We start from the raw sequence: 21323 nt of genomic DNA, 5'->3' as shown, positions 1-21323 counted from the left end.
CTGCTGTCACGAAGCTGATCAATGCGTAGCTCCCCACGGACCCTGGCGGCGGACGAACAGAGCATGCGCAATGGCAGCGCCGGCAAGGTGTCGGCGCTGGACGTGGCCCTGGTCCGCACCAGCGTCGACAGCGCCCGTGCCAGCCTGGCCCGCTACCAGCGCCAGGTGCCCAGGACCCGAACAACCTGACCTGCTGGTGGGCGCGCCTCTGCCCACCGGGTTGCCGTCGGGCCGATTGCCGCAGAGCGCGCCTCATGGCTTTTGTGGCTGCGCTTGCGCGCGGTCCTGCGCGGTGACCGAGGTCAGGCGCGCCAGGCGCGGCGCCAGCCATTGCCTGAGGTCGTCCATGCAACTGAAGACCACCGGCACCAGCACCAGGCTCAGCAGGGTCGAGGTGACCAGCCCGCCGATCACCGCCACCGCCATCGGCGCGCGGAACCCGGCATCGGCGCCGCTGCCGAGTGCCGCCGGGAGCATGCCGGCGACCATGGCGATGGTGGTCATCACGATCGGCCGCGCGCGCTCGGCCCCCGACCGGATCAGGGCCTGCTGCCGGGGTACGCCGAGGCGGCGCTTCTCAAGGGTGAACTCCACCATCAGGATCGAGTTCTTGGTGACGATGCCCATCAGCATCAGCAAGCCGATGACCACCGGCAAGTCGATCGCGGCGCCATACAGCAACAGCCCGCCAAGCGCCCCACCGACCGACAGCGGCAGCGCGGTGAGGATGGTCAAGGGTTGCAGGAAATCGCGAAACAGCAGCACCAGCACGGCGAACACCATCATGATGCCCAGCCCCATGACCATGCTGAATTTGTCGAACATCTCATTCATGTATTCGGCATCGCCGTACTCGACGTTGCGTACGCCGTCGGGCAGCTGCTGCAGCGCCGGCAGCTGGCCGACGGCGTCCAGGGCCGCGCCCAGGGTCAGCCCGGCCAGATCGGCATCCACCGACACCCGGCGCAGCCTCGCGAAGCGTTCGATCCGCGCCGGCCCGCTGCCATAGCCGATATCCGCCACCGCGCTGAGGGGCAGCACCGTGCCCCGGTCCGTGCTGACGCCGAGGTTGCCCAGGGCATTCAGGTCGCCCTGCTCGATGGCCGGCAGCAGCACCCGGATCGGCACCTGGCGGTCAGGGAAATTGAAGCGCGCGGAACCGGCGTTGATCTCGCCCACGGCGGCGATCCGCGCCACGCTGCCGATGGCCTGGGCACTGACCCCGGCCCGCGCCGCTTCGTCCACCCGCGGCTGGATCAGCAGTTCCGGACGCGGCAGCGGCTCGTTGACCTGGACGTTGGCGATGCCTTGAATCGCCCGCATGTCGCGCTGCACGGCATGGGCCGCCTGGCTCAGCGCCGCCCCGTCGGGGCCCACCAGGATGATCGAGAGATCCCGCGCCGCGGTTTCGCCACGGAAGGCGTAGCGCAGGTCGGCAAAGCCGTTGAGCAGCGGCCGCAGGGACTGTTCGAAGGCCTTCTGGCCGAGCTCGCGCTGGTCCGCCGGGAGCAAGCGCACGAGCAACTGGCCGCTGGCCACGTCCGTGGCTCCGGAGGCGTCCTCGCCGCCGGCGGTGACGAACACCGAGAGCACCTCGGGGCGCTGGCGAATCTGCCGGGCCATGTCGGCCAGCGCCTTGTCGGTCTGCGCCAGAGGCGTGCCGGGCGGCAGCGAGACGTCGATGCGCGACAGGCTCAGATCATTCACCGGCATGAATCCCGAAGGCAGGAGCGGCACCAGGGCGAACGAGCCGACGAGGAACAGCCCGGCCAGCCCCAGGCTCTGGCGCCGGTGTTGCAGCGCCCACTCCAGCAGTTTCAGGTAGCGCCCCAGCAGGCCACCGGGCGCCACCGGCCGCGGGCCATGGCCCGAGGTCTTGGGCTTGAGCAGGTAGGCGGCGAGCAACGGGGTGACCAGGCGCGCCACCAGCAGCGACGCCAGTACCGCCGCCGAAACGGTGATGCCAAACGGGGTGAAGTACTGGCCGATGAAGCCACCGATGAAACTCACCGGCAGGAACACCGCGACCAGGGTCGCGGTGATCGCCACCACGGCAAAGCCGATGGCGTCGCTGGCATCGATGGCCGCCTGGTAGGGACGCTTGCCCTGGTCCAGATGCCGTTCGATGTTCTCGATCTCGACGATGGCATCGTCCACCAGGATGCCGATCACCAGGGTCAGGGCCAGCAGGGTGATGCTGTTCAGCGAATAACCGAATCCGGCTATGACGGCGAAGGTCGGCAGGATCGACAGCGGCAGGGCAATGGCCGCCACCAGGGTGGCACGCCAGCTCCTGAGGAACACCAGGACCACCAGGACGGTCAGCAGCGCACCTTCGACCAGGGTCATGAGCGCCGCGTCGTAGCTGGCCAGGGTGTAGTCCACCGAGGACGAGATCTGGCGGATCTCCAGCTCCGGGTGCTGTTGCTGCAGGCGCTGGATGACCGTTTCAACCCCGGCCGCAACCCGGGTGTCGCTGGAGCCCTTGGCGCGGAACACCGCGAAACCCACCACTTCCTCGCCGTCCAGGCGCGCCAGGGAACGGGCCTGGCTGGCGCCGTCGTGGACCCTGGCCAACTCCCCCAGGCGCGCCCAGCGCCCCTCGCCCAGGGCTATCGGGGTATCGCTCAGGGCCTGCACCGTGGGCGCGCTGCCCAGGGTGCGGATCGACTGTTCGCGGCTGGCCAGCTGAGTCCGCCCGCCGGGCACATTGATGTTGCTCTGCACCAGTTGTCCGTTGACCTGCTCGGCGGTAATGCCCAGGGCTTGCAGGCGCTCGGCCATGAGCTCGACCTTGACCTCGCGCTCGACCCCGCCCAGGCGCTGCACTTTCTGCACCCCGGGTACCGCCAGCAGTTCGCGACCGAGCTGGTCGTCGACGAACCAGGACAGCTCCACCAGGCTTCGCGCGCTGCCCTTCACGGCGTAGTTGAGGATGGCCCCGCCCTCGACGTCGATGCGGGTGATCATCGGCTCCTCGATGGTCTGCGGCAGGTCGGCGCGGATCAGCGCGATGGCATCGCGAATGTCGTTGGCGGCGCGCCCGGGATCGGTTCCGAGCTGGAACTCCACGGTGGTCACCGAAATGCCGTCGGCCACCGTCGAGGTGATATGACGGATGCCGGCCAGGCCCGACACCGCGCGTTCCACCCGCAGGGTCACCGAGTGTTCGAGCTCGGTGGGCGCAGCGCCGACCTGGGATATCAGCACGGTGATCACCGGGAACTCGACCCGCGGGTTGGCGTTGATCGGCAACTGCAGGAAGGACAACCAGCCGCCCACGCTGAGCACCAGGAACAGTACCAGGGTCGGAATCGGCCGGCGGATCGCCCAGGAGGAAAGGCGCAGGCTCATGGTTCCAGCTCCTCGTCGTCGGCTGGCCGGACCTGGTCGCCATCACGCACGAAGGCCGAGGCCCGGGCCACCACCCGCTCGCCCTCCACCAGCCCGGACAGCACCTGCACCTGGATGCCATCACGCCGGCCGACGCGGATCTGCCGCAGGCTGGCCCTGCCCTCCGGGTCCAGCACCACCACCGTGGCCTGCTCGTCACTGGCAAACGTCAGCGCCCGTTGCGGCAGCACCAGGCTCTGGGCCGGCAATTCAAGGCTCTGGGCCGGCAGCTCCAGGCTGCTGCTGGCAAAGCTGCCGGCGCGCAGCTCGGGGTCGGCCACCAGGGTGATGCGCACCCGACCGCGGCGGCTGACGGGGTCGACTTTCGCCGCTAGCAGGCGCACCTGGCCTGCCACCGGGGTCGGCAGCCCCGTCACCTGGACCACCACCCGGGTGCCGACCTGCAAGGCGCGCAAGGCACTTTCGGTCACCTCGCCATCCAGCTCCAGACGGTTGTCGCGGATCAGCCGGAACAGCGGCTCGGCGCCGGCGAGGGCGCCAACCCGAGCATGCCGTTCCGACACCACGCCGGCCACCGGCGCTCGCAGCGTGGCCTTCTGGCGTTGCGCCCGGACGTCCGCCAGTTGCGCCCGGGCCTGGGCCTGTTCGGCCCGGGCCGCCGCCAGGGCGGCCTGGGTGGTATGCGCCTGGGCCCGTTGCTGATCCACTTGCTGGGCGCTGGCGGCGCCGATGCCGCCCAGTTGTTCCAGACGCTGGTGACTGGTCCGGGCCTCGACGCTCAACGCCTGCTGCTGGCGAATCAACGCCGTCGCCCGCTCCAGCGCGGCCTCGGCCTGCTGCACCTGGGCATCCAGGGTGGTGGTTTCCAGCTCGGCGAGAACCTGCCCGGCACTGACCCGGTCGCCCTCCTCCACCCGGATCGAGGCCAGGCGCTGATCCTGCAGGGCGGTGCCGACGGCAATCTCTTCCTGGGGCACCAGGGTACCGCTGATGAAGATGCGCTGCCCGACGCTGCCGGTACGGACCTGCACGCTGCTGACTTTCAGCCCGGGCGGTGGTTCCTGGCTGTGGCTGGCCGGCAGTTGGGTCTGCGGCAACCACAGGGCCAGCAGCGTGCCCGCCAGGGTCAGCAACGTCACCAGCAACAGCCTGGGGGTATGTTTGGCCAGGCGCCGCAAGCGCTGGCTGCGACATTGCTCGGCAGTGGGGTCGGTCGGGTTCATGTGTCGGCTACTCAAGGATTCATCTGCGCCCGGAACGCGGGCACCCTGCCCCGTGACCTGAAAGCGGTCCGAGACGCCATGACGCAAGCGGGGCAACGGCCGACAGAGCCGTCGCAAGGTGGCGCTCAACCAGATTCGGGCTGCGGTGGACACAGGAAGCGGCGAATGATCAAGCGCAGCATCGGCTGGTGGGCCCGGGCCTGGAAATCCGCCTCCAGCACCACCCGGGCGATGGCGCCTTCAGTCAGCGCCACCAGCCACACCGCGGCCATCGCCGGGTCCAGGTGCGGGTCGATCTGGCCAGCGGCCATGCCGCGCCGGAGCAAGGCCGCCAGGTCTGCCTTGACCTGCGCATCGTTGGCGGCGAACAACGCCCTCATCTGCGGGTTGCGGGAGGCCTCGGCCGCCACCTCGATACTGATTCGCGCCTGCTGCGGATCACTGGACGCCTGCATCATCGCCAGGGCGATGTGCTCGACGGCGTCCAGGACGTTCTCGGCGGTGTCCCACTGGGAGAACAGGCGCGTCATGGCCTTGCAGTCTTCCTCGGCGATCGCCGCGATGATCGCCGCCTTGCTGGGAAAGTAATGGAACAGGTTGCCCGGACTCATGCCGGCGGCCGCGCAGATCTGCGCGGTACGGGTGGCGTGAAAGCCGTTCCGGGCGAAGCAGGTCAGCGCCGCGCCGAGTATCTGCTGGCGCCGTGCTTCCACCTTGTAGGGGTCTACCGTTCTCATTGCCCACCCTGGCGCCACCGGCCTTGCCGGCGCGATTCATAGACTGACTGATCGATCTAGTATTGGGCCGCAGTCCGCTCACTGGCCGACGCTGTAATCGCGCTCGGGTGCCGGTACATGCCGCGATCACAGGCTAGCGCGAGGGTTTTCCGAGAGCTGTAAATCTGTGTGAAAAATAGTGCAGGAATGCATAGGGGAAACGAACAGGGTTCGGCGCAAGCCTGGCGGATGCCGGGAGCAATGCTTGAGGGGAGATGCTTGAGGTGGGAATGCTTGATGAGGAGATAGGGCCAACCCGGCCAGCCAAGGGCAGTAGGCAGTACAACGAAGGCCGGGCGGGCGGGTACCGCGTGTTGCAGCCCGCCCTGACCAGGCACCGCCATGTTGCGGTTCACTGTGATACCTGGCCGGGCGAACGGGGCCCATTCTAGGCATCCGTCCAGGCAGCGTATGTAAGAAAATTCTTATTCCTAAACCGCCTGAATCCTCTGCCCCACCAAGACGAAACAGGCCATTTCCAAGAACTGCGCGGTCAACGGGTGCCCGGCACCAGATCGAGAATCTCGTCAATGCCCAGGCAACGGGGTTCCACCTCCAGGGTCCGGCCGTGTTCGAGAATGCCCACCGCCACATCGCGCATGGCCATGTAGGCACTGCGCAACATGTGGTTGGCGTAGATCACCGCGTTGAAGCCGGCCCCTTCCAGCTCGTCGAAACTCAAGTGGGCATAGCTGGTCGGCACGCAGATCAGCGGCACCCGCGGGCAGTGGCGGCGGAACAGCCGGGCGAATTCGAGGATTTCCAGACCGTCCTTTTTCCGGCTGTGGATCATGATCCCGTCGGCGCCGGCGGCGACATAGGCCAGGCAGCGCTCGATGGCGTCGTCCATGCCCTTGTCGAGGATCAGGCTTTCACAGCGGGCGATGATCAGCAGGTCCTCGTGGCTGCGGCTGCTGCAGCCGACGCGGATCTTGTCGCAGAACTCCTCGATGGAGTCCTGAAGCTGGCTCACCGCGTTGCCGAACAGCGAGTTCTTCTTCAGCCCGCACTTGTCCTCGATGACCACGGCCGACACCCCGGCCCGATCGAGCATCTTCACGTGGATCGCGAAATGCTCGGCCTTGCCGCCGGTGTCGCCGTCGAAAATCATCGGCAGCGAGCAGACATCGAAGATCTCGCGAATGCCGTGCAAGCGGTTGCTCGGCGAGAGGATCTCGATGTCCGGCAGGCCCTTGTGGGTCGAGTCGGTCAGGGAGCTGGACCAGATGGCGTCGTAGCTCAGGCTGGGCCCGGCCCCGCGCTCCAGCCGGGATTGTTCGGCCAGCAGCGCGGAGATCGGGCTGTGGGCTTCAAGCACCCGCAGACAGCGCTTGCGGCGCAGCAACTGGCTGAGGTTGGTTCGGCGAATATCAGCGTCCTGCATGGGATTCACACGCCTCTTGTGGTTGGGGAACTCCGGGGTCGCGGCGGCCGGGCCGCCTCAGGGGTGGGTCATGTCCAGGGCCACCACGTACCGGTCGAAATCCGCGGCCGAGACGTAGCCCAGCTGTTGCGCCACTTCCCGCAGGGACTTGCCCTGCTGGTGGGCGGTCTTGGCGATGATGGCCGCCTTGTCGTAGCCGATGTGGCGGTTGAGGGCGGTCACCAGCATCAGGTTCTTCTCGATGTTGGCCTCGATCCGCGCCCGGTTCGGCTCGATGCCCAGCGCGCAGTGGTCGTTGAAGGCGCGGCAGGATTCGGCCAGCAAGGTGATGCTTTCCAGCACGTTGTGCACCATCACCGGCTTGTAGACGTTGAGCTGGAAGTTGCCCTGGCTGCCGGCGAAGGCCACGCAGGCGTCGTTGCCGAAGACCTGGGTGCAGACCATGGTCAGGGCCTCGCACTGGGTCGGGTTGACCTTGCCCGGCATGATCGAGGAGCCCGGCTCGTTCTCGGGAATGTCGATCTCGCCGATGCCGCAGCGCGGGCCGCTGGCCAGCCAGCGCACATCGTTGGCGATCTTCATCAGGGCCATGGCCAGGGTGCGGATCGCCGCCGAGGTGTTGACCAGCGCGTCATGGGCCGAGAGGGCGAAGAACTTGTTGCTGCACGACCTGAACGGGTAGCCGGTGAGCTCGGCGATGACCCTGGCGCATTCGTCGCCGAACTGCGGATGGGAATTGAGTCCGGTGCCCACCGCCGTGCCGCCGATGGCCAGGTCGTAGAGGCCATCGAGGTTGAGCTGGATAGCGCCCAGGGCGTAGTCGATCTGCTCGACCCAGCCGCCGATCTCCTGGCCGAGGGTGATCGGGGTGGCGTCCTGCAGGTGGGTGCGGCCGACCTTGACCACGTCGGCAAACTGCTCGGCCTTGTCGGCCAGGGTGTCGCGCAGGAGCGACACGCCCGGCAGCAGGGTTTCGTGGATCTCGCTGACCACCACCATGTACATGGCCGTGGGAAAGGTGTCGTTGGACGACTGCCCGCGGTTGACATGGTCATTGGGGTGGATGGGTTGCTTGCTGCCCAGCTCGCCGCCGAGCATCTCGATCGCCCGGTTGGCGATCACTTCGTTGGCGTTCATGTTGGACTGGGTGCCGGAGCCGGTCTGGAACACCACCAGCGGGAAGTGTTCGTCCAGTTGCCCGCTGATGACTTCGTCCGCGGCCTTGACGATGGGCTGGGCGATGGCTTGCGGCAGCTCGCCAAGCTTGAGGTTGGCCAGGGCCGCGGCCTTCTTCAGGATGCCCAGGGAGCGGATCATCGGCGCGCCCCACTGGAAGCGCGCACGGCCGATGGGGAAGTTGTGGATGGAGCGCTCGGTCTGAGCACCCCAGTAGCGGTTGGACGGTACGGCGATGGTCCCCATCGAGTCGGATTCATGACGCATGTTCAAGGTGCTCCAGTGGTTGGCGCAAAGCGCAATCAGTTCGGGGTTGCCGGGCAGGCGCCCTGCCCGGCGGGGTGCACGGGCGCCCTACTCCTTGAGTACGGAAGCCATTTTTTCCAGGTGGGCGCAGGCCCGCACCACGTACTCGTCGGACAGCGCGGCGATGCGCCGGTAGTCGATCTGCTGGCCGGTGGCCTGGGTATAGAGCCGCAGGGCCTCGGTGGCGTGGCGGAAGTGCCGGGCCTCGACGGCGCCGCAGTGAACGCTGAGGAAGCCGGCGATGCGGTTGGCCTCCCCCGCCGGATACCCGCAGGACTCGCGCAGCCAGTTCTTCCACAGCGGGGTCATCAGGTTGTATTCGCCGGTATTGAACAGCTCCGTCAGGGCCATCATCTCCAGGGCTTCCACCAGGTTCGGCGCCAGCGGGCGCTTCGCCCCGACCCAGGTGGAGAACTCCTTGGTGATGGGGTTCAGGTACTTGTCCTGCAGGCACCAGTTGTCCGAGCCGCAGATGGCCGAGGCCATGCGGTGATAGAGCTTGGAATGGTGGGGATGGCCGTGCATTTCACCGAGGCCGACGTCCTCGACGATGATCTCGCCGCAATGCCGGGCCGCCGCCAGCAGCTTGAGCTGGTTGTCGTCGCCGGGCAGCTCCGCGGATTCCTGCAGCAACCGCACGATGATGCTCGACACCGCATGGGCGGCGCCGTCGGGGCTGCGCCAGCCGCAGAAGAAGGTGCACAGCGAATCCTCGGACCACGGGCGGGAGGTCATGCGCTGATAGGTCAGGCAATAACCGTCCAACAGGCCGGGGTTGTTTTCAAAGCCGGTAAGCAGGGCTTCCACCAGATTGCGGTCCTCGACATCCACCAGTGCCTGATGCACATAGCCGATGAACGCCTCGCGGGAACTCTCCATGTTTCTCTCCTGTATTGACTCTTGGGTTCACGGACAACAAGCCAGGCGTCGCCGCCCCGGGCCTCTGGACGGGCTCGGGAAGCGCGATAACGCGGTGGCAGATGCGGGTGACGGCGGCGCTAATCCATGACGATCGCCGACATGAACTGGGCGAAGCGGCTCAGGCCTTCGATCAGTTCCTGGTACTCGACGGCGTAGGAAATGCGGATGCAGTGGGGGTCGCCACAACCGGAGCCGGGGACCACGGCAATGTGCGCCTCGGTCAGCAGCAGGTCGGCGAGGTGGTCGACGTCGCGGATCGGCTGGCCGCGGTAGTAGCCGCCCAGGCGCGAAGCGATGTCGATGTACAGGTAGAACGCTCCCTCCGGCGGCGCATAGCGGATGCCTTCCAGACGATCCAGGTAGGTGCGCGCGGCGTGCAGTTGGCGCTGCAGGAACGGATTGACCTGGTCGGCGAACTGCGTCGAGTCGGCATTCAAGGTATTGAGCGCGGCGTATTGCGACAGGCTGCTGGGGTTGGAGGTGGTGTGGCCCTGGAGGTTGTGCATGGCCGCGATCACCGGCGCCGGGGCGCAGGCGTAGCCGACCCGCCAGCCGGTCACCGCCTGGCTCTTGGAGAACGAGTCGATCAGCACGGTCTGGGCCTTGAGCTCCGGGAACAGCGCCAGGATGTTGTGGTGTTCGTGGGGTTCGCGCACCAGGCCGCGATAGCACTCGTCGAACATCACCCACAGCCCGCGCTCGAAGGCCAGCTGGGCGATCGCCAGCAGTTGCTGCCGCTGATAGACGGTGCCGGTGGGGTTGTTCGGGGTGTTGATGACGATCATCCGCGTGCGTTCGCTCAGCGCCCCCTGCACCGCTTCCAGGGTCAGCCGGTAGTCGTCGTCGCGGGTCGGCACCAGTACCGGGGTGGCGCCCGCCAGACGGATCTGGGTGGGAAAGGTTTCCCAATACGGGCTCGGCACTATCACCTCGTCACCGGGGTTGAGCAGCACCATGCGGGCGTTGTACAGGGCCTGCTTGGCCCCGGCGGTGACCGCCACTTCACTGGCCGCGAAGGTCACGCCGGTGCGCTGGCTGACCCGCTGGGCGAGCTTCTCCCGCAGGGCCGGCAGGCCGATGGGCGGGGTGTAGCGATTGCGTGCGTTCTCAATGGCTTCGATGGCCCCGGTACGCATGTCCTGGCAGGCATCGAAGGACAGTTCACCGGCGGCGAAATTGATCACCTTGACCCCGCTTTCCTTCAGGGCGTTGGCTTTGCTGCGCATGCTGGATGTGCCCGGCGCGCTGAGGCCCAGGGCACGGTTGGACAAAGACAAGCGGCTTGCAGTGGCTTCGCTTTTATTCATGTTGTTACCTGCGAAAACGATCTGGAAGCAAGGCGCCCCGGAGTCGGGAAAACACCTTGCGCAGCCAACCCGGCCAAGGCCCCCAGCCAGGTCTTCTTACATTCTGATGACAGTCGCAAACACCGGCCAATACCGATTGCGTCGTGATTGATACTGCAAAAGTAAGAAATATCTGATGGCTGCGAGGCCCCTGCCACGCGCCCTTACGCAGAACGCATCAGGCCCGGGCAGAACAGCCCCGGGCCTGATGTTTTCTGCCGCGACAGCGGGTTCAGGAGGCGCTGGAAACGGATCTCGCGTCGGCGTCCATGCCCCGTTGCACGTACCAGGACAGGGGCAGCGTCAGCAGCAGCGTGGCGGACAGGGCCATCACCGCCGGGGGTATCCCGGTGACACCCCCCAGGCCGCCGAACAGCACCGGAGCCGGGGCCCCACCGCCGATGGTGCCGGTGTAGAACAGCGAGAACGCCTGTTCGCGCTTGCCGGCGCCGGCCAGGTCCGGCACCGCGCCATACAGCACCGAGGACGTGCCGTTCAGGGCCAGGCCCAGCAGCGGCAACATCAGCATCAGCCCGCCATAGGGCAGGAACACCGCCAGCACGATCAGGCTGGCGGTGGTGAACTCGGTGATCCACACGGTTTTCATCATGCCGATGCGCGCACCGAGGTAACCGCACAGCAACTTGCCGAAGGCACCGCCGACGAACAGCAGGGTCAAGGCCAGGCCGATACCGGCGGTGCCGGCGCCCTTGGCCTTGAGCAGGAATGGCAGGAAGGTCAGAAAGCCCATGCGCACCGCGCTGTCCAGGGTGCCGGTGAGGATCAGCGCGCGCATCCCGCTGGCCGAGCCCTGGCCCTTGACCGTCTTGGGCGCTTTCTCGCTGATGGCCAGGGTGCTGGCCCGGGAGGGAATCAGCCACCACAGCAGCAGCGCGGCGGCCAGCCCCAGAAGACCGATCAGGGTGACGCTGGCGCGCCAGCTGATCAGGGTCAGCAACAGGCCCACCAGGCCCGGGACCAGGGTCTTGCCGATATCCCCGGCGAAGTTGTACTGGGACAGGGCCTCCTTGACCCCGCCGCCGGCTTCATGGGTATCGGTGATCAGCGAGGAGGCCAGCGGGTGCTGGGTACTGGCCCCCAGGCCACCGAGCAGCAGGGCCAGCAGCAGCATGCCCAGGCCTGCGGCCTGCCCCGCCAGCAGGTAGGCCAGCCCGGCCAGGGCGGTGCCGCCCACCAGCAGGCGCTCGCGCCCCCAGCGCCGGGCGGCGCGACTGGCCAGCAACTGGAAGCCGGCCATCATTCCGGAATAGACCCCGCGCAGCAGGCCGATCTGGGCATAGCTCATGGCGAACTGCGCCTGCCAGATCGGCAGCAGCACATAGATCACGTCGGTCAGGCCGTCATGCACCGCATGGGCGCTGCAACCGGCGAACAGGGAGCGACGACGCACGCTGGCATCGCTCATTGGCGCGGCCTCCAGGGAGGCGCTGTGTTTCAGATCATTCATCGTCGGCCAGGTTGCGAGGTGGGAAAGGAAGCGGGTCAGTCACAGGATAGGCAAGCCGGAGCCGGCCACAACCCCGCTTGCGGGGCCGGGCCGGCGCCCCTCAGCGCAGTGCCTGGGCGCAGTCGCGCATCACCCGCGCCTTGCGCTGCAGGTATTCGGCGAAGATTTCCCGCGCGGCCTGCGGGTCGACCCGCACCTGCATGGCCTCGACGAACTCGTTGACCGCTGCCACCGCATGGGCGAAGTGGTTGCTCTCGGTGCCGCCGGTGTGGACGGTGACCCAGGCCACGGTGGTGCGGGCCTTTTCCGCCGGCACGCCCATGTCGCGGACGAACCACTGCTTGTACAGCGGATGGATGTACTCCACCTCGCCGTGGGTATAGACCTCGTGGACCAAGGTGGTCAGCAGGCCTTGCAGCAGGTCCCGGTCGCGCAGGCGGCGGAAGTCGGTCCAGTCCTTGAACGCCTGGGCCGAAGGCAGGCAGTTTTCCTTGAGCAGCCACCGATCGTCGCCACAGATGGGCGTGGCCATGTTGTAGAACAGGTCCGAGTGCAGGGTGTTGCCCAGCGCGCCCAGGTCTTCGTCAGTGATCCGCTGCAGGCTGCCGCAGGCCCGATAGAGGCCCTCGGCGGCTTGCGAACCCTGCTCGGAACGGGCCAGCAAGGTGATGCGATTGGCCAGGCCAGAGACGCTGGTGGCGGAGTTGTTGGTCTTCGACCAGCTGGCGAAGAACTTGCGCAGCACCGCCGGTTCGTGGCGGCGCGAGGTGAGCTTCTCGAAAGCATTCTCGATGTCCAGCAGAGCGTTTTCCTCGCTCCAGAAGGCTTCGAACAGCGCATGCTTCAAGACACTGGCCGGCATGTCGTTCAACACAGGTTCGACGATCTTCAGCAATTCGCTCTGCCGGGTCAGTACGTTATTCATGGTCACCTCACGTATTCCTTGTTGGATGATGAATCAAGCGGGTTCAGCGGCCCAATGGCGGCTGGCGTTTCGGGTTTGAGGGGCTTCCAGCCGCCCCACGCGATCAACAGCGACAGCAACTGGAAGACCACGATCAACGCCACGCAGCCCTGCCAGCCCCAGCGACTCCAGAGCAAGGCCGGGATCACGGCGCCGAAACTGCCTCCCAGGTAATAGAACGTCAGGTACAGGCCCACCGCGCCGGCCTTGTTGTGGCCGGCGGTGGCGGTGGTGAAGGCGTTGGCCGCGGCCTGGGCCAGGAACACCCCGGTGGAACTCAGGGCCAGGCCCAGCACGATCAGCCACAGCGAGGGCAACAGGGTCAGGGCCGAACCGCTGACCCCGAGCAGGGCCGCGGCGACCAGCAGCTCGGCCTGGGGTCGGGACTTGCTCAGGCGCCCGGCAATCGGAATCACCACCAGCGCCAGGAGGAACACGCTGTAGATCGCCCCCAGGGCCGCGGCGCCCAGGTCGAACGGTGGCAGGCTGAGGTAAAGCCCGGCATAGGTGAAGGTGGCCACCTGCGAGAACAGTACGCAGAAGCCCACGCCGTAGGCCGCCAGCAACGGCCGGCGGCACAGTTCGCGCAGGGCGCCCAGGCGGCTCGGCCGGCTTCTGGCAACCGGCGCCGGATTGGCCGGCAGCAGGTAGTGAATGGCCACGCCGATCAGCAGGCTCAGGCCCGCCAACAGGGCAAAGGCCTCGCGCCAGCCGACGTATTCGGTCATGAAGCCGGTGACGAAACGTCCGGCGAAGCCGCCCAACACGGTGCCGGCCACATACAGGCTGGTGACTTCGGTGACGGTGCCGCCACTGAAGCGATCACCGATGTAGGCCACGCTGGTGGCGAACACCACCGGGATCAGCATGCCTTCGACGAAGCGCCAGAACAGCAACTGGGCAAAGCTGCCGGCACAGGCCGCGAGCAACGCCGGCAGCGCCAGCAACAGGGACGCCAGGACCATCACCGAACGCTGCGGGAAGCGGCCGGTGAAACGGCTGACGAAGGGCGCGGTGATGGCCACCGCGAGGGTGGTCACGGTAATGCTCCAGCCGGCCTCCCTGATGCTCACCGCAAAGCTCTGGGAGAACTCCTGGAGAATGCCCTGGGTTGCATACAGGTTGAGAAAAGCCGCACAGCCACACAAAAACAGGGCAATGCGAGCACAATGCTGGCGCGGGTTCATGAAACCTCTCGTTTTCTGACGAAAGGCCTTTATAAAATACGCCGCTGATCCAAGACCAATACCGATTTACGACCGATCAATACCCAGGGAACCGGATGCTCGATCTACGCAGATTGCGTTACTTTCTGACCGTTGCCGAAGAGCTGCACTTCGGCCGCGCCGCCCTGCGCCTGCACCTTGCGCAACCACCACTGACGCGGCAGATCTCGGCACTGGAAGCCGAGCTCGGGTTCCGCCTGTTCGATCGCACCAGCCGCACCGTCAGCCTCACCGCCCAGGGCCGGCACTTCCTGCCTTATGCCCGGGCGGTGCTGGAGCAGGTGGACCTGACCCAGGTCATGGCCGGCAAGCTGGCCAAGGGTTGCGCCGGACAACTGGCCCTGGGCTACGCCAGCTCCATTGCCCTGTCGGACCTGTTCAGCCAGGCGATCCAGGCGTTCGCCCAGCGTTTCCCGGACGTGCAACTGACCCTAGTCGAAGGTGCGTCGGTCAGCCAGTGGTCGCAGATTGTCGACGGACGGATCGATATCGGCATGGGCCGGATGCGGCCGCCCTGCGAACAGAGCGAAATCCAGGCCCTGTCCCTGGGAGACGAACCCCTGGTGGCGGCCATCTCCAGCGACAGCCCCCTGGCCGCCCAGGATCAGGTGACCCTGGCCGAGCTCAGCGAGCATCCGTTGATCCTGTTTCCCGCCGACTACGGCTCGGGGCTCAACGAAGCGATCGAACAACTCTACCGGCGCAACAGCCTGCCTCTGCGCCCCGGCCCCAGCGGCCGACAGATCACCTCGATCATCGCCCTGGTGGCGGCCGGCCAGGGCATTGCCCTGGTGCCACGCTGCACCCAGACCCTGGCGAAAAAGGGCGTGACCTACCGCCCGCTGACGGACCCCGGCGCCACCGCGCAACTGCTGGTACTGACCCGCAGGCAGGGGCGCAGCCAACTGGTGGAAGCCTTCATGGGGGTGCTCGATGAACTGCTGCAGGCGCAGCCGGAGACGGCCGGACGCTGATCCGAGCGCGCCGAGCCCCGGGCGGCCCTGAAGCACATCGGCCGAATGACTGGCGCTCGGTGCCGGCGAACACGCCACAGGCCAGCGGGCCGCTATCCGCACCCGCTAGTGGCAGACTACCCGGGCCTCTGCCCTGCCCTGGGCAATCATAAGATCGTTGCCATGGGCGTCGTTGCCGACAAACTCATGGCTCTGGGCATACAGCTGCCGATAGGCCCGGCCGTCGTAACGGTAGTAACTCACGTACTGCTCCCCGGCACTGACTCGGGCCTGGGTCATCAGGTCCGGCAGGCCGTTGCAGGTGGTTGCCAGCACCGCCACCGGACCGTCCTCGACGGCCAGCAAGGGTTCGGGGGGCGTCTTGCGCGCCAGGAACAGCCATTGATCCGAATTGACCTGATTGCCGCTCAGGCCACAGCTGACCAGCAACATCGGGCCCTGGGGGCCGCGGCAGGTCTGGGCATTGACCTCGCTCTCGGCACAGGTCGCGCTGATGGCCTTGGCGGCATCGGGCTCCAGCAGCGCCAGTGCCTGGCTGGCGGGAGTCTGCCGCGGGTCGGCGCTGCACAGCCCCTTGCCGCGGGGCCATTGGCGCCGGGCACCGAGGTACACCGGCGCCAGAACGGCAATCACCCGATCCAGCTCCCGCGCCAGGCACTGGGTGTCACGACAGCGACCGATGACCCGCTGCTGCCGGGCGATCTGCTCATCGAGCTGCCAGGGGGTGTAGACCATCGCGAGAGTGGCGTGCTGGAGAAAGCGTGCCTTGAACAGCTTTTCCACCAGCGCCCCATTCTCGCAAGTGCCCGCCGGCAGCGCCTGGCGCGCATCCGCGGCGCTGCGCTGGACTGTCTCGTCGCCCGCGAACCCCAGCGCGTCGATATCCGCACAAGGCTTGAGCAACAACTGCGACGAGAGGTAACCGCCAGTGGCCTGCTCACTGTGCGGTATCAGCCGCTTGCCATCGGCCCAGGCCGGTGCGGCCAACGCCAATACCCAGGCCCAGATCAACAACATCGCGTTGCGTTTCATTGCGGCATTCCCATCCATTGATTTGACAAGCGCCTTGGCGTGGTATCAGCCGAACGGCGAGGCGCTACTGTCGAGTGTGCGAGCCAGGTCCAGGTGCATGGCGAAGAGTTCGTCGACATCGACCACAGCGCGGTGGCTGTGCTGGACCGAGCCTTCACGGGTCCAGAGAAACGGGTAGAAGGAAAAGCACTGATTGGCACTCAGTGCCTGCACATCACGCTGCCAGTCATCCCAACGCAGGCCCTGGTAGAACACGGCCAACTGGTCGCTCAAGGCCCAGGCGAGAAAGTCGCTGTAGCCCACCTCCAACGGTTCCCACTGCAGCGTATCGGGCGCCCAGTAGTACATCGCCCCCACATCGGAGCCCAGACCGCCACCGTTGATGGCAAAGAACCCTCCTGCAGCGTCGTCAGCCACCAGCAAGGCCGCCTGTACGCGGGCGTCATTCCAATCGACAAGATTGCGCGACAAGTGCCGATGCCCCGAGCCCAGCACCCGCAGCCAGCCGTGGTCGATGAGCAACCCGCCGGTTTCGTAGGCCATCGCTCCCAAGGTTGATCGAGTCGTGACTTGCAGCGCAGACAGCACCCTGGCGTTGTCGCTGGATGGGGGCAGTAACTGATGGTTCAGACTGGCTTCTTCGAGCATGGCCTTGAGCAAGGGCAGCGCAGAATCGACGCTGTCTAGCAGATCTTCCAAGCTTTTCATCGACCGATCCCTGGAAAAAGGAACGGATTATATCCACTTGGATGCAGAGGCGGAGCGAGTCATTTAGCTGGGTTAGCAGCGCCTTGTGCCGATCTGCCAGCTCTCCTGAACCGGCAACCGTGCAAGGCATTTTCAGAAACTTTTCATCACTGCCCGGAAGTGACTGAAACTGCTTCATGAGCTTTTTCAACCGCCTGCCGCCCTGGTGCGGCTTCCGGGGCTCAAGCCAGCGAGGCAACCGACTCGCGCGCACCACCGCTGACGATTCTGAAAAGGAGGGAGGCATGAAGAAAAAGACCAGCGTCACTTGGAAAGTCACTATGGCAGAAACAACAAAGCCGCTCGAAAGCGGCTAAGTCGTTGAAAAATATGGTCGGGACGGAGTGATTCGAACACTCGACCCCTAGCACCCCATGCTGGGACCTATAAATTAATAACTTATTGTTTTAAAAAGAAAATATACCTACACCAGGCAGACAAAACACCATCTTTTTTGTGCTTATGCAAACGGAAATACGCTGCCTCCAGCGTAGGTTTTGCGCACCCCACCTCCGGCGTTCTGCCGCCCCCCCTACAGCTCCCTAATCACCTCGGACTGCCCGTGCATGAGGAAGGAGAGGGATTAAGCGGTCGGCTAGGCGGCGCTTGCCGCCCACTCAGGGAATGATGGGAGAGGTCATAGGCCCGCAAGCATTTACTGTATATATAAACAGGTGATAGGCTCGCCGCGCTTTGGGCAAAAGGCAGGGGCCACGGCTGGACTGCAGGAATAATCTGCGGTTCGGCGACCATTTCGGGTGTTAGTGCACCCGGAATGGTCGCCCTTTTATTTCGGACAACGCTAAACGGAGTTCATAAGTTGAGCAGGATATTTAAGACAACCGAAAACGTTTACAACGCAGTAGACTCGGTAAAAAAGTTTGGATATGCGGCGGTGGACGGAACCAAGTCAATTGCTACGCCTTACTGCGAACGAGTTCTCAAAGCATTGTCTGTCTACCCCAACATTGCAAGCATCACCTCTTATGCGAACGTAGCAAAACAGGGGTACCTGTACTTTGTTTATGATGTGAATCGGTTTGACTATGAGTCAGCAAAGCGAATGATCGAAGCAGTTGATGAGAAAAGCTCTATCTGAACTCTATTGGCACACTCCGACGGCAGCAATCAGCTGCCGTTCGTAGCCGATCCGCTGCCGCCGCTCTGCCAGAAGCGCCCGCACCTTCAGCTCCAAGCTATCGGTCTTCTTGAGGCTGTCCGTGGCCCAGGCTGGCACGGGCACTACTGGCGCCTTGCACGGCACTTGCACAGGCACCTCAACCCGCACGGTGCGCACTTCAGGCTCCCGGGCTGCGCACCCCGACAGCACCACCACTACGCCCACCAGCAACCACCTCATAAGTCCAACTCCTGATCAATGATCGATTCGGGCGCCAACGTCGGGTCACCGCCGGTGCGTTCCTGCAGCAGACGATTCGCCGCGGAATAGTCGTGCCGGGCCAGCTCCTTGGCGTCAGCCTGGGCCTGGGCAGCGTGGCGCTCGCGCTCCTGGCCAGCCAGCACCAGGTCACCCAGTTTCCGGCCCTGCTCACCCGCCAGGGCTTCCAGGTTGTTGCGCCCAGCCTTTGCTGTGGCCAGAGCCTCCTGGGCGGTGTCGAGCAGCGGCCGGTAATGCCTGGAAGCCTGCCACACCCCCAGGGCGGCGCCGGCAACCAACACCAGGACAGCGGCCAGCAGAATGCCAACCGCCCGCCAGGCGCCGGCGCTCACTTCAAAGCCCTGCGCAGACCTTCATCGATCACATTCGTCGAGTACGGGTTACCGCCGTTTTCGTGCACGATGATCCCGAGCATCAGGGAGCGCAGGGTCGCCGGGTTCTTGATGTCGATCACGTCGTTCGCCTTCACGCCCAGGCGCTTAGCGATTGCGGCGATGTAGGCCTCGGTGTCGTTCTCGTTCCCTGGTGCCCAGCGGGTGATGAACTCGCGAGGCGTATCGATACCTAGGCCGCCGACGCCGGGCATGCCGTCCTTGCCGCGGTAGTTGAGTAGCAGCCTGCCCAAGGCCCGGATACCGTTCTCAGCGATATCGAAGATGGCGAAGCGGCCGTTCGGCTCCTTGCCGAGCTGGCCTTGCCAGTCGTTGCGGGGGTTGTAGTCAATGTTGCCGGGGTTGCGGTTACGGACGCCGCGGGCGTTCTGAATGTTCATGGTCAAACTCCAGGCACAAAAAAGCCCGCAACTTGGCGGGCTTGAGGGAGGATCTGCAGCAACTGCTGCTCAGTGATCGGCATAACAGTCTCCGAGCGTTTGAAAAGGCCGAATATGTCGGGCTTAGTGTCTTTTGGTGTTCTCTTATACGGCGACACCAATTAAATAATTCCAAATTTGAAGGCCCCTATAGTCGTTCCGAGATTCGAAATGATTACAGGGGCTTTGCCATATCCTGATGATTCTTAATTAATGGCTATTTTTGACACCAGTTGTTCCAGAATTGTCGCTAGGGTGCTCTGAAAAATACTTTGCTAGCCCAGTCATCTCATCCGAGCTAAGCCCTTTCGCAATGCCAACCATTTGTTGATTTGCCGTGGTGGACGTTGTTAATCGTTTAAAGGCGGCCAGCATCGAGTCAGGTTTCATGCCAAAAATATTTGGTATCCCTGCTTGCTCCTTGGACAAATGGCATACCTTGCAACTACCTGCCTTATCTGAGATTGATGCGTAGTTGTAATCATCGGCATCATGTCGACGAACCCCTGGCCAGTCCAATTGCAAAACAAATAAAAAATCAGGATCTGCCTTTATATACAAAGTTCCATTTTCTGCCTGCTGAAGAAAACGAATACGCTGTTTCAGATCAATTATAGGTTCGCTATATACCCCTCGACCATTGTCAAGCTTTACTCTATATATACTATTCCCTTTTAACGACCCGATTAAAGCTGAGCCTGCCCAATCTTTAAACATGCTCTGCGGGGTGATTACCGTCAAATCCGTAATACCGATTGATGGAAAATAGACGAAAAGTGGCTTCTTTCCAAAATCATGACTGCCCCATTTCTCTTCGCCTGGTAGAGGACGAAAATGGTCGAGCCCACTAGCTGAGTAATCTATGCCATACGATGAAAATGGCCAGCCAAGATTGTCGTTTTGTTTTATATCATTTATTTCGTCACCGCCCTTCGGGCCATGCTCTGTTTCAAAAAGAGTTCCTGATGCCAAATCAAAATACAAGCCCTGCGGATTCCTGACGCCCATCGCATGCAGCGATGTGGACTCTCCGTTGTATACAAAAATTTTCCCATAACTTGACTTTTCATCCTGTGCTTCTGGATAGCTTCCAAAATCACCGATGCCAAAATATAGATTCCCCTTGTCATCCAATGCCATGGCGCCACCGGACTGTGTCGGCACGAGCGTCTCAAGCTTAGGGCAGCCATCAGAATTGTCATACCCTTGAACTACTTTGTCTGTCGAAAATATTTGCTTTGGATTACCAATCGTTAATGGGGAAAACGAAATCGGATACTCAAAAACTTTAACAACCAAGCAGCGATTATCAACAAGGCTATTTGTTGCTACGAACATTCGTTTTCTAGCAACATCCAACTTCATTCCTTTTACGCCATAAAGCAACTTATTTCCAAGGTTGGCGATTAATTGGGGATCTGAAGTATCTCCAGCGCAGAAGACACTTTTTGAGTTTGGCAGGCTCTTTTGACTTAATAGATGAAAACCTACTTCATTCAGTTCTGCTAGAGTCACCAATCCACATCGATTTACAAAGAGAAAAGTTTTTCCATCGTCGACAAGCTCAAACGGTCCGGAAACGCCAGTATCCATTAAAAATGGCAACTTAAATTGCGTGGCAATAACTTTGTAGAATACAGTATCCGACTTAATTCTTAGTTCCGGCTTTACTACCTGATCAATACCATCCTGAGCAAAAGCAGAATTTTGCTCAAAAGTCACAGAACATAACAAAATACACATGGCGAATGAAAATATAAATCGCATAGCTAAGCAGATTCCTCGAAAGAAATAAAAATACTTTAGAGCCAGATAAAATTTACGCTGTTAGAGCGAGCCTGTAAGGCTAGCGAGCATCGTGCGGGTCGTATCAGAATGGCATTTTGCAAAACCTTCCTTGGTAGATAGCGCTGCATTGGAATTGACAAACTAAAATCGCCATCACGGTACTAGGGAAAGTCTGAAGTATCCACTGATTTTTGATGTGCGCCTTGTGTTCTTCAGGCATGGAAAAGCCCTCACTAGGAGGGCTCATGCCTTCATGTAGTGGCTATGCGGCCGCACCAACGAAGTAGTTTCCGCTTGGTAGGACACCGACGGTTGTACCAAGGTTGGCGCCATTGTAGCGCAGGCGGCGCGCTGGGTCGCCAGACGGGAAGGATGTGACTATCATCTTCGACCAGTCGAGCTTGTTGTAGCTCGGCGTTGCATCAGGC

At 63.4% G+C, this 21323-nt stretch carries 20 protein-coding genes; 4 read left to right on the top strand and 16 right to left on the bottom strand.

The window, feature by feature from the left end; all coding sequences use genetic code 11:
* Positions 1 to 21 precede the first annotated feature (21 nt).
* Positions 22 to 189: a hypothetical protein gene (locus DNK59_RS10650; RefSeq protein WP_256596332.1), complete on the top strand. Its 168-nt coding sequence runs from the start codon at positions 22 to 24 to the stop codon at positions 187 to 189.
* A 63-nt stretch (positions 190 to 252) separates the two neighbouring features.
* Here the strand turns inward: DNK59_RS10650 and DNK59_RS10645 are convergent, their stop codons facing one another.
* The 10 genes from DNK59_RS10645 to DNK59_RS10600 form a co-directional block, all read right to left on the bottom strand.
* Entirely contained in the window at positions 253 to 3354 is a 3102-nt protein-coding gene (locus DNK59_RS10645; RefSeq protein WP_110723155.1) for an efflux RND transporter permease subunit, read from the bottom strand.
* Entirely contained in the window at positions 3351 to 4577 is a 1227-nt protein-coding gene (locus DNK59_RS10640) for an efflux RND transporter periplasmic adaptor subunit (RefSeq protein WP_110723154.1), read from the bottom strand. The genes DNK59_RS10645 and DNK59_RS10640 overlap by 4 nt, the downstream gene beginning before the upstream one ends.
* Before the next feature lie 125 nt (positions 4578 to 4702).
* Positions 4703 to 5314: a TetR/AcrR family transcriptional regulator gene (locus DNK59_RS10635; protein ID WP_110723153.1), complete on the bottom strand. Its 612-nt coding sequence runs from the start codon at positions 5312 to 5314 to the stop codon at positions 4703 to 4705.
* Between the two features lie 532 nt (positions 5315 to 5846).
* On the bottom strand, positions 5847 to 6737 hold the full coding sequence (aepX, locus tag DNK59_RS10630) for a phosphoenolpyruvate mutase (RefSeq protein WP_092316192.1): 891 nt from the start codon (positions 6735 to 6737) through the stop codon (positions 5847 to 5849).
* A 57-nt stretch (positions 6738 to 6794) separates the two neighbouring features.
* Entirely contained in the window at positions 6795 to 8180 is a 1386-nt protein-coding gene (gene fumC, locus DNK59_RS10625; protein WP_092316194.1) for a class II fumarate hydratase, read from the bottom strand.
* Positions 8181 to 8267: 87 nt separating this feature from the next.
* Positions 8268 to 9098 carry a hypothetical protein gene (locus tag DNK59_RS10620; RefSeq protein ID WP_110723152.1) on the bottom strand — a complete coding sequence of 277 codons (831 nt, stop codon included), beginning with the start codon at positions 9096 to 9098 and terminating at the stop codon, positions 8268 to 8270.
* Positions 9099 to 9217: 119 nt separating this feature from the next.
* The gene (locus DNK59_RS10615; protein ID WP_110723151.1) at positions 9218 to 10447 is read right to left on the bottom strand and encodes a pyridoxal phosphate-dependent aminotransferase; all 1230 of its coding nucleotides are present in this window, start codon (positions 10445 to 10447) and stop codon (positions 9218 to 9220) included.
* 271 nt (positions 10448 to 10718) lie between these two features.
* Positions 10719 to 11954: an MFS transporter gene (locus tag DNK59_RS10610; RefSeq protein ID WP_110723150.1), complete on the bottom strand. Its 1236-nt coding sequence runs from the start codon at positions 11952 to 11954 to the stop codon at positions 10719 to 10721.
* Positions 11955 to 12054: 100 nt separating this feature from the next.
* A complete protein-coding gene (locus DNK59_RS10605; protein ID WP_110723149.1) occupies positions 12055 to 12879 on the bottom strand; it encodes a hypothetical protein in 825 nt (274 codons plus the stop codon).
* A gap of 2 nt (positions 12880 to 12881) precedes the next feature.
* The gene (locus tag DNK59_RS10600) at positions 12882 to 14105 is read right to left on the bottom strand and encodes an MFS transporter (RefSeq protein WP_092316204.1); all 1224 of its coding nucleotides are present in this window, start codon (positions 14103 to 14105) and stop codon (positions 12882 to 12884) included.
* A 95-nt stretch (positions 14106 to 14200) separates the two neighbouring features.
* Between DNK59_RS10600 and DNK59_RS10595 the strand changes: the two genes are divergently transcribed.
* Positions 14201 to 15118: a LysR family transcriptional regulator gene (locus DNK59_RS10595; RefSeq protein ID WP_060838443.1), complete on the top strand. Its 918-nt coding sequence runs from the start codon at positions 14201 to 14203 to the stop codon at positions 15116 to 15118.
* A gap of 105 nt (positions 15119 to 15223) precedes the next feature.
* On the opposite strand, the gene DNK59_RS10590 is transcribed toward DNK59_RS10595, so the two are convergent.
* Complete coding sequence (locus DNK59_RS10590) at positions 15224 to 16150, bottom strand: hypothetical protein (RefSeq protein ID WP_256596328.1); 927 nt, start codon at positions 16148 to 16150, stop codon at positions 15224 to 15226.
* 45 nt (positions 16151 to 16195) lie between these two features.
* Entirely contained in the window at positions 16196 to 16858 is a 663-nt protein-coding gene (locus tag DNK59_RS10585; RefSeq protein WP_110723147.1) for a DUF2625 family protein, read from the bottom strand.
* A 176-nt stretch (positions 16859 to 17034) separates the two neighbouring features.
* On the opposite strand from DNK59_RS10585, the gene DNK59_RS31620 reads away from it, so the two are divergent.
* Both DNK59_RS31620 and DNK59_RS31615 read left to right on the top strand, forming a co-directional pair.
* The gene (locus tag DNK59_RS31620) at positions 17035 to 17214 is read left to right on the top strand and encodes a hypothetical protein (RefSeq protein WP_146249897.1); all 180 of its coding nucleotides are present in this window, start codon (positions 17035 to 17037) and stop codon (positions 17212 to 17214) included.
* A 503-nt stretch (positions 17215 to 17717) separates the two neighbouring features.
* A complete protein-coding gene (locus DNK59_RS31615; RefSeq protein ID WP_146249896.1) occupies positions 17718 to 17996 on the top strand; it encodes a hypothetical protein in 279 nt (92 codons plus the stop codon).
* 3 nt (positions 17997 to 17999) lie between these two features.
* Here DNK59_RS31615 and DNK59_RS10580 read toward each other — a convergent pair whose 3' ends face one another.
* The 4 genes from DNK59_RS10580 to DNK59_RS10560 form a co-directional block, all read right to left on the bottom strand.
* Positions 18000 to 18257 (bottom strand): hypothetical protein, encoded by a 258-nt coding sequence (locus DNK59_RS10580; RefSeq protein WP_110723146.1) that lies wholly within the window; start codon positions 18255 to 18257, stop codon positions 18000 to 18002.
* On the bottom strand, positions 18254 to 18628 hold the full coding sequence (locus tag DNK59_RS10575; RefSeq protein ID WP_256596327.1) for a hypothetical protein: 375 nt from the start codon (positions 18626 to 18628) through the stop codon (positions 18254 to 18256). The genes DNK59_RS10580 and DNK59_RS10575 overlap by 4 nt, the downstream gene beginning before the upstream one ends.
* Positions 18625 to 19062: a structural protein P5 gene (locus DNK59_RS10570; protein WP_110723168.1), complete on the bottom strand. Its 438-nt coding sequence runs from the start codon at positions 19060 to 19062 to the stop codon at positions 18625 to 18627. Before DNK59_RS10570 ends, DNK59_RS10575 begins: the two co-directional genes overlap by 4 nt.
* 255 nt (positions 19063 to 19317) lie before the next feature.
* Positions 19318 to 20874, bottom strand: a complete 1557-nt coding sequence (locus DNK59_RS10560; protein WP_110723145.1) for a PQQ-dependent sugar dehydrogenase — start codon at positions 20872 to 20874, stop codon at positions 19318 to 19320.
* Between the last annotated feature and the right edge of the window lie 449 nt (positions 20875 to 21323).

Origin of the sequence: Pseudomonas sp. TKO26 (assembly GCF_003225665.1) — a bacterium.
Classification (GTDB): Bacteria; Pseudomonadota; Gammaproteobacteria; order Pseudomonadales; family Pseudomonadaceae; genus Aquipseudomonas; species Aquipseudomonas saponiphila.
The sequence above is the reverse complement of the archived record's forward strand: the minus strand, read 5'-3'. Positions and strand labels throughout refer to the sequence as shown.

Coding starts and splice junctions, on each gene's coding strand:
- DNK59_RS10650 (WP_256596332.1), top strand. CDS start 22: ATGCGTAGCTCCCCACGGACCCTGGCGGCGGACGAACAGAGCATGCGC.
- DNK59_RS10645 (WP_110723155.1), bottom strand. CDS start 3,354: ATGAGCCTGCGCCTTTCCTCCTGGGCGATCCGCCGGCCGATTCCGACC.
- DNK59_RS10640 (WP_110723154.1), bottom strand. CDS start 4,577: ATGAACCCGACCGACCCCACTGCCGAGCAATGTCGCAGCCAGCGCTTG.
- DNK59_RS10635 (WP_110723153.1), bottom strand. CDS start 5,314: ATGAGAACGGTAGACCCCTACAAGGTGGAAGCACGGCGCCAGCAGATA.
- aepX (WP_092316192.1), bottom strand. CDS start 6,737: ATGCAGGACGCTGATATTCGCCGAACCAACCTCAGCCAGTTGCTGCGC.
- fumC (WP_092316194.1), bottom strand. CDS start 8,180: ATGCGTCATGAATCCGACTCGATGGGGACCATCGCCGTACCGTCCAAC.
- DNK59_RS10620 (WP_110723152.1), bottom strand. CDS start 9,098: ATGGAGAGTTCCCGCGAGGCGTTCATCGGCTATGTGCATCAGGCACTG.
- DNK59_RS10615 (WP_110723151.1), bottom strand. CDS start 10,447: ATGAATAAAAGCGAAGCCACTGCAAGCCGCTTGTCTTTGTCCAACCGT.
- DNK59_RS10610 (WP_110723150.1), bottom strand. CDS start 11,954: ATGAATGATCTGAAACACAGCGCCTCCCTGGAGGCCGCGCCAATGAGC.
- DNK59_RS10605 (WP_110723149.1), bottom strand. CDS start 12,879: ATGAATAACGTACTGACCCGGCAGAGCGAATTGCTGAAGATCGTCGAA.
- DNK59_RS10600 (WP_092316204.1), bottom strand. CDS start 14,105: ATGAACCCGCGCCAGCATTGTGCTCGCATTGCCCTGTTTTTGTGTGGC.
- DNK59_RS10595 (WP_060838443.1), top strand. CDS start 14,201: ATGCTCGATCTACGCAGATTGCGTTACTTTCTGACCGTTGCCGAAGAG.
- DNK59_RS10590 (WP_256596328.1), bottom strand. CDS start 16,150: ATGAAACGCAACGCGATGTTGTTGATCTGGGCCTGGGTATTGGCGTTG.
- DNK59_RS10585 (WP_110723147.1), bottom strand. CDS start 16,858: ATGAAAAGCTTGGAAGATCTGCTAGACAGCGTCGATTCTGCGCTGCCC.
- DNK59_RS31620 (WP_146249897.1), top strand. CDS start 17,035: ATGAGCTTTTTCAACCGCCTGCCGCCCTGGTGCGGCTTCCGGGGCTCA.
- DNK59_RS10580 (WP_110723146.1), bottom strand. CDS start 18,257: ATGAGGTGGTTGCTGGTGGGCGTAGTGGTGGTGCTGTCGGGGTGCGCA.
- DNK59_RS10560 (WP_110723145.1), bottom strand. CDS start 20,874: ATGCGATTTATATTTTCATTCGCCATGTGTATTTTGTTATGTTCTGTG.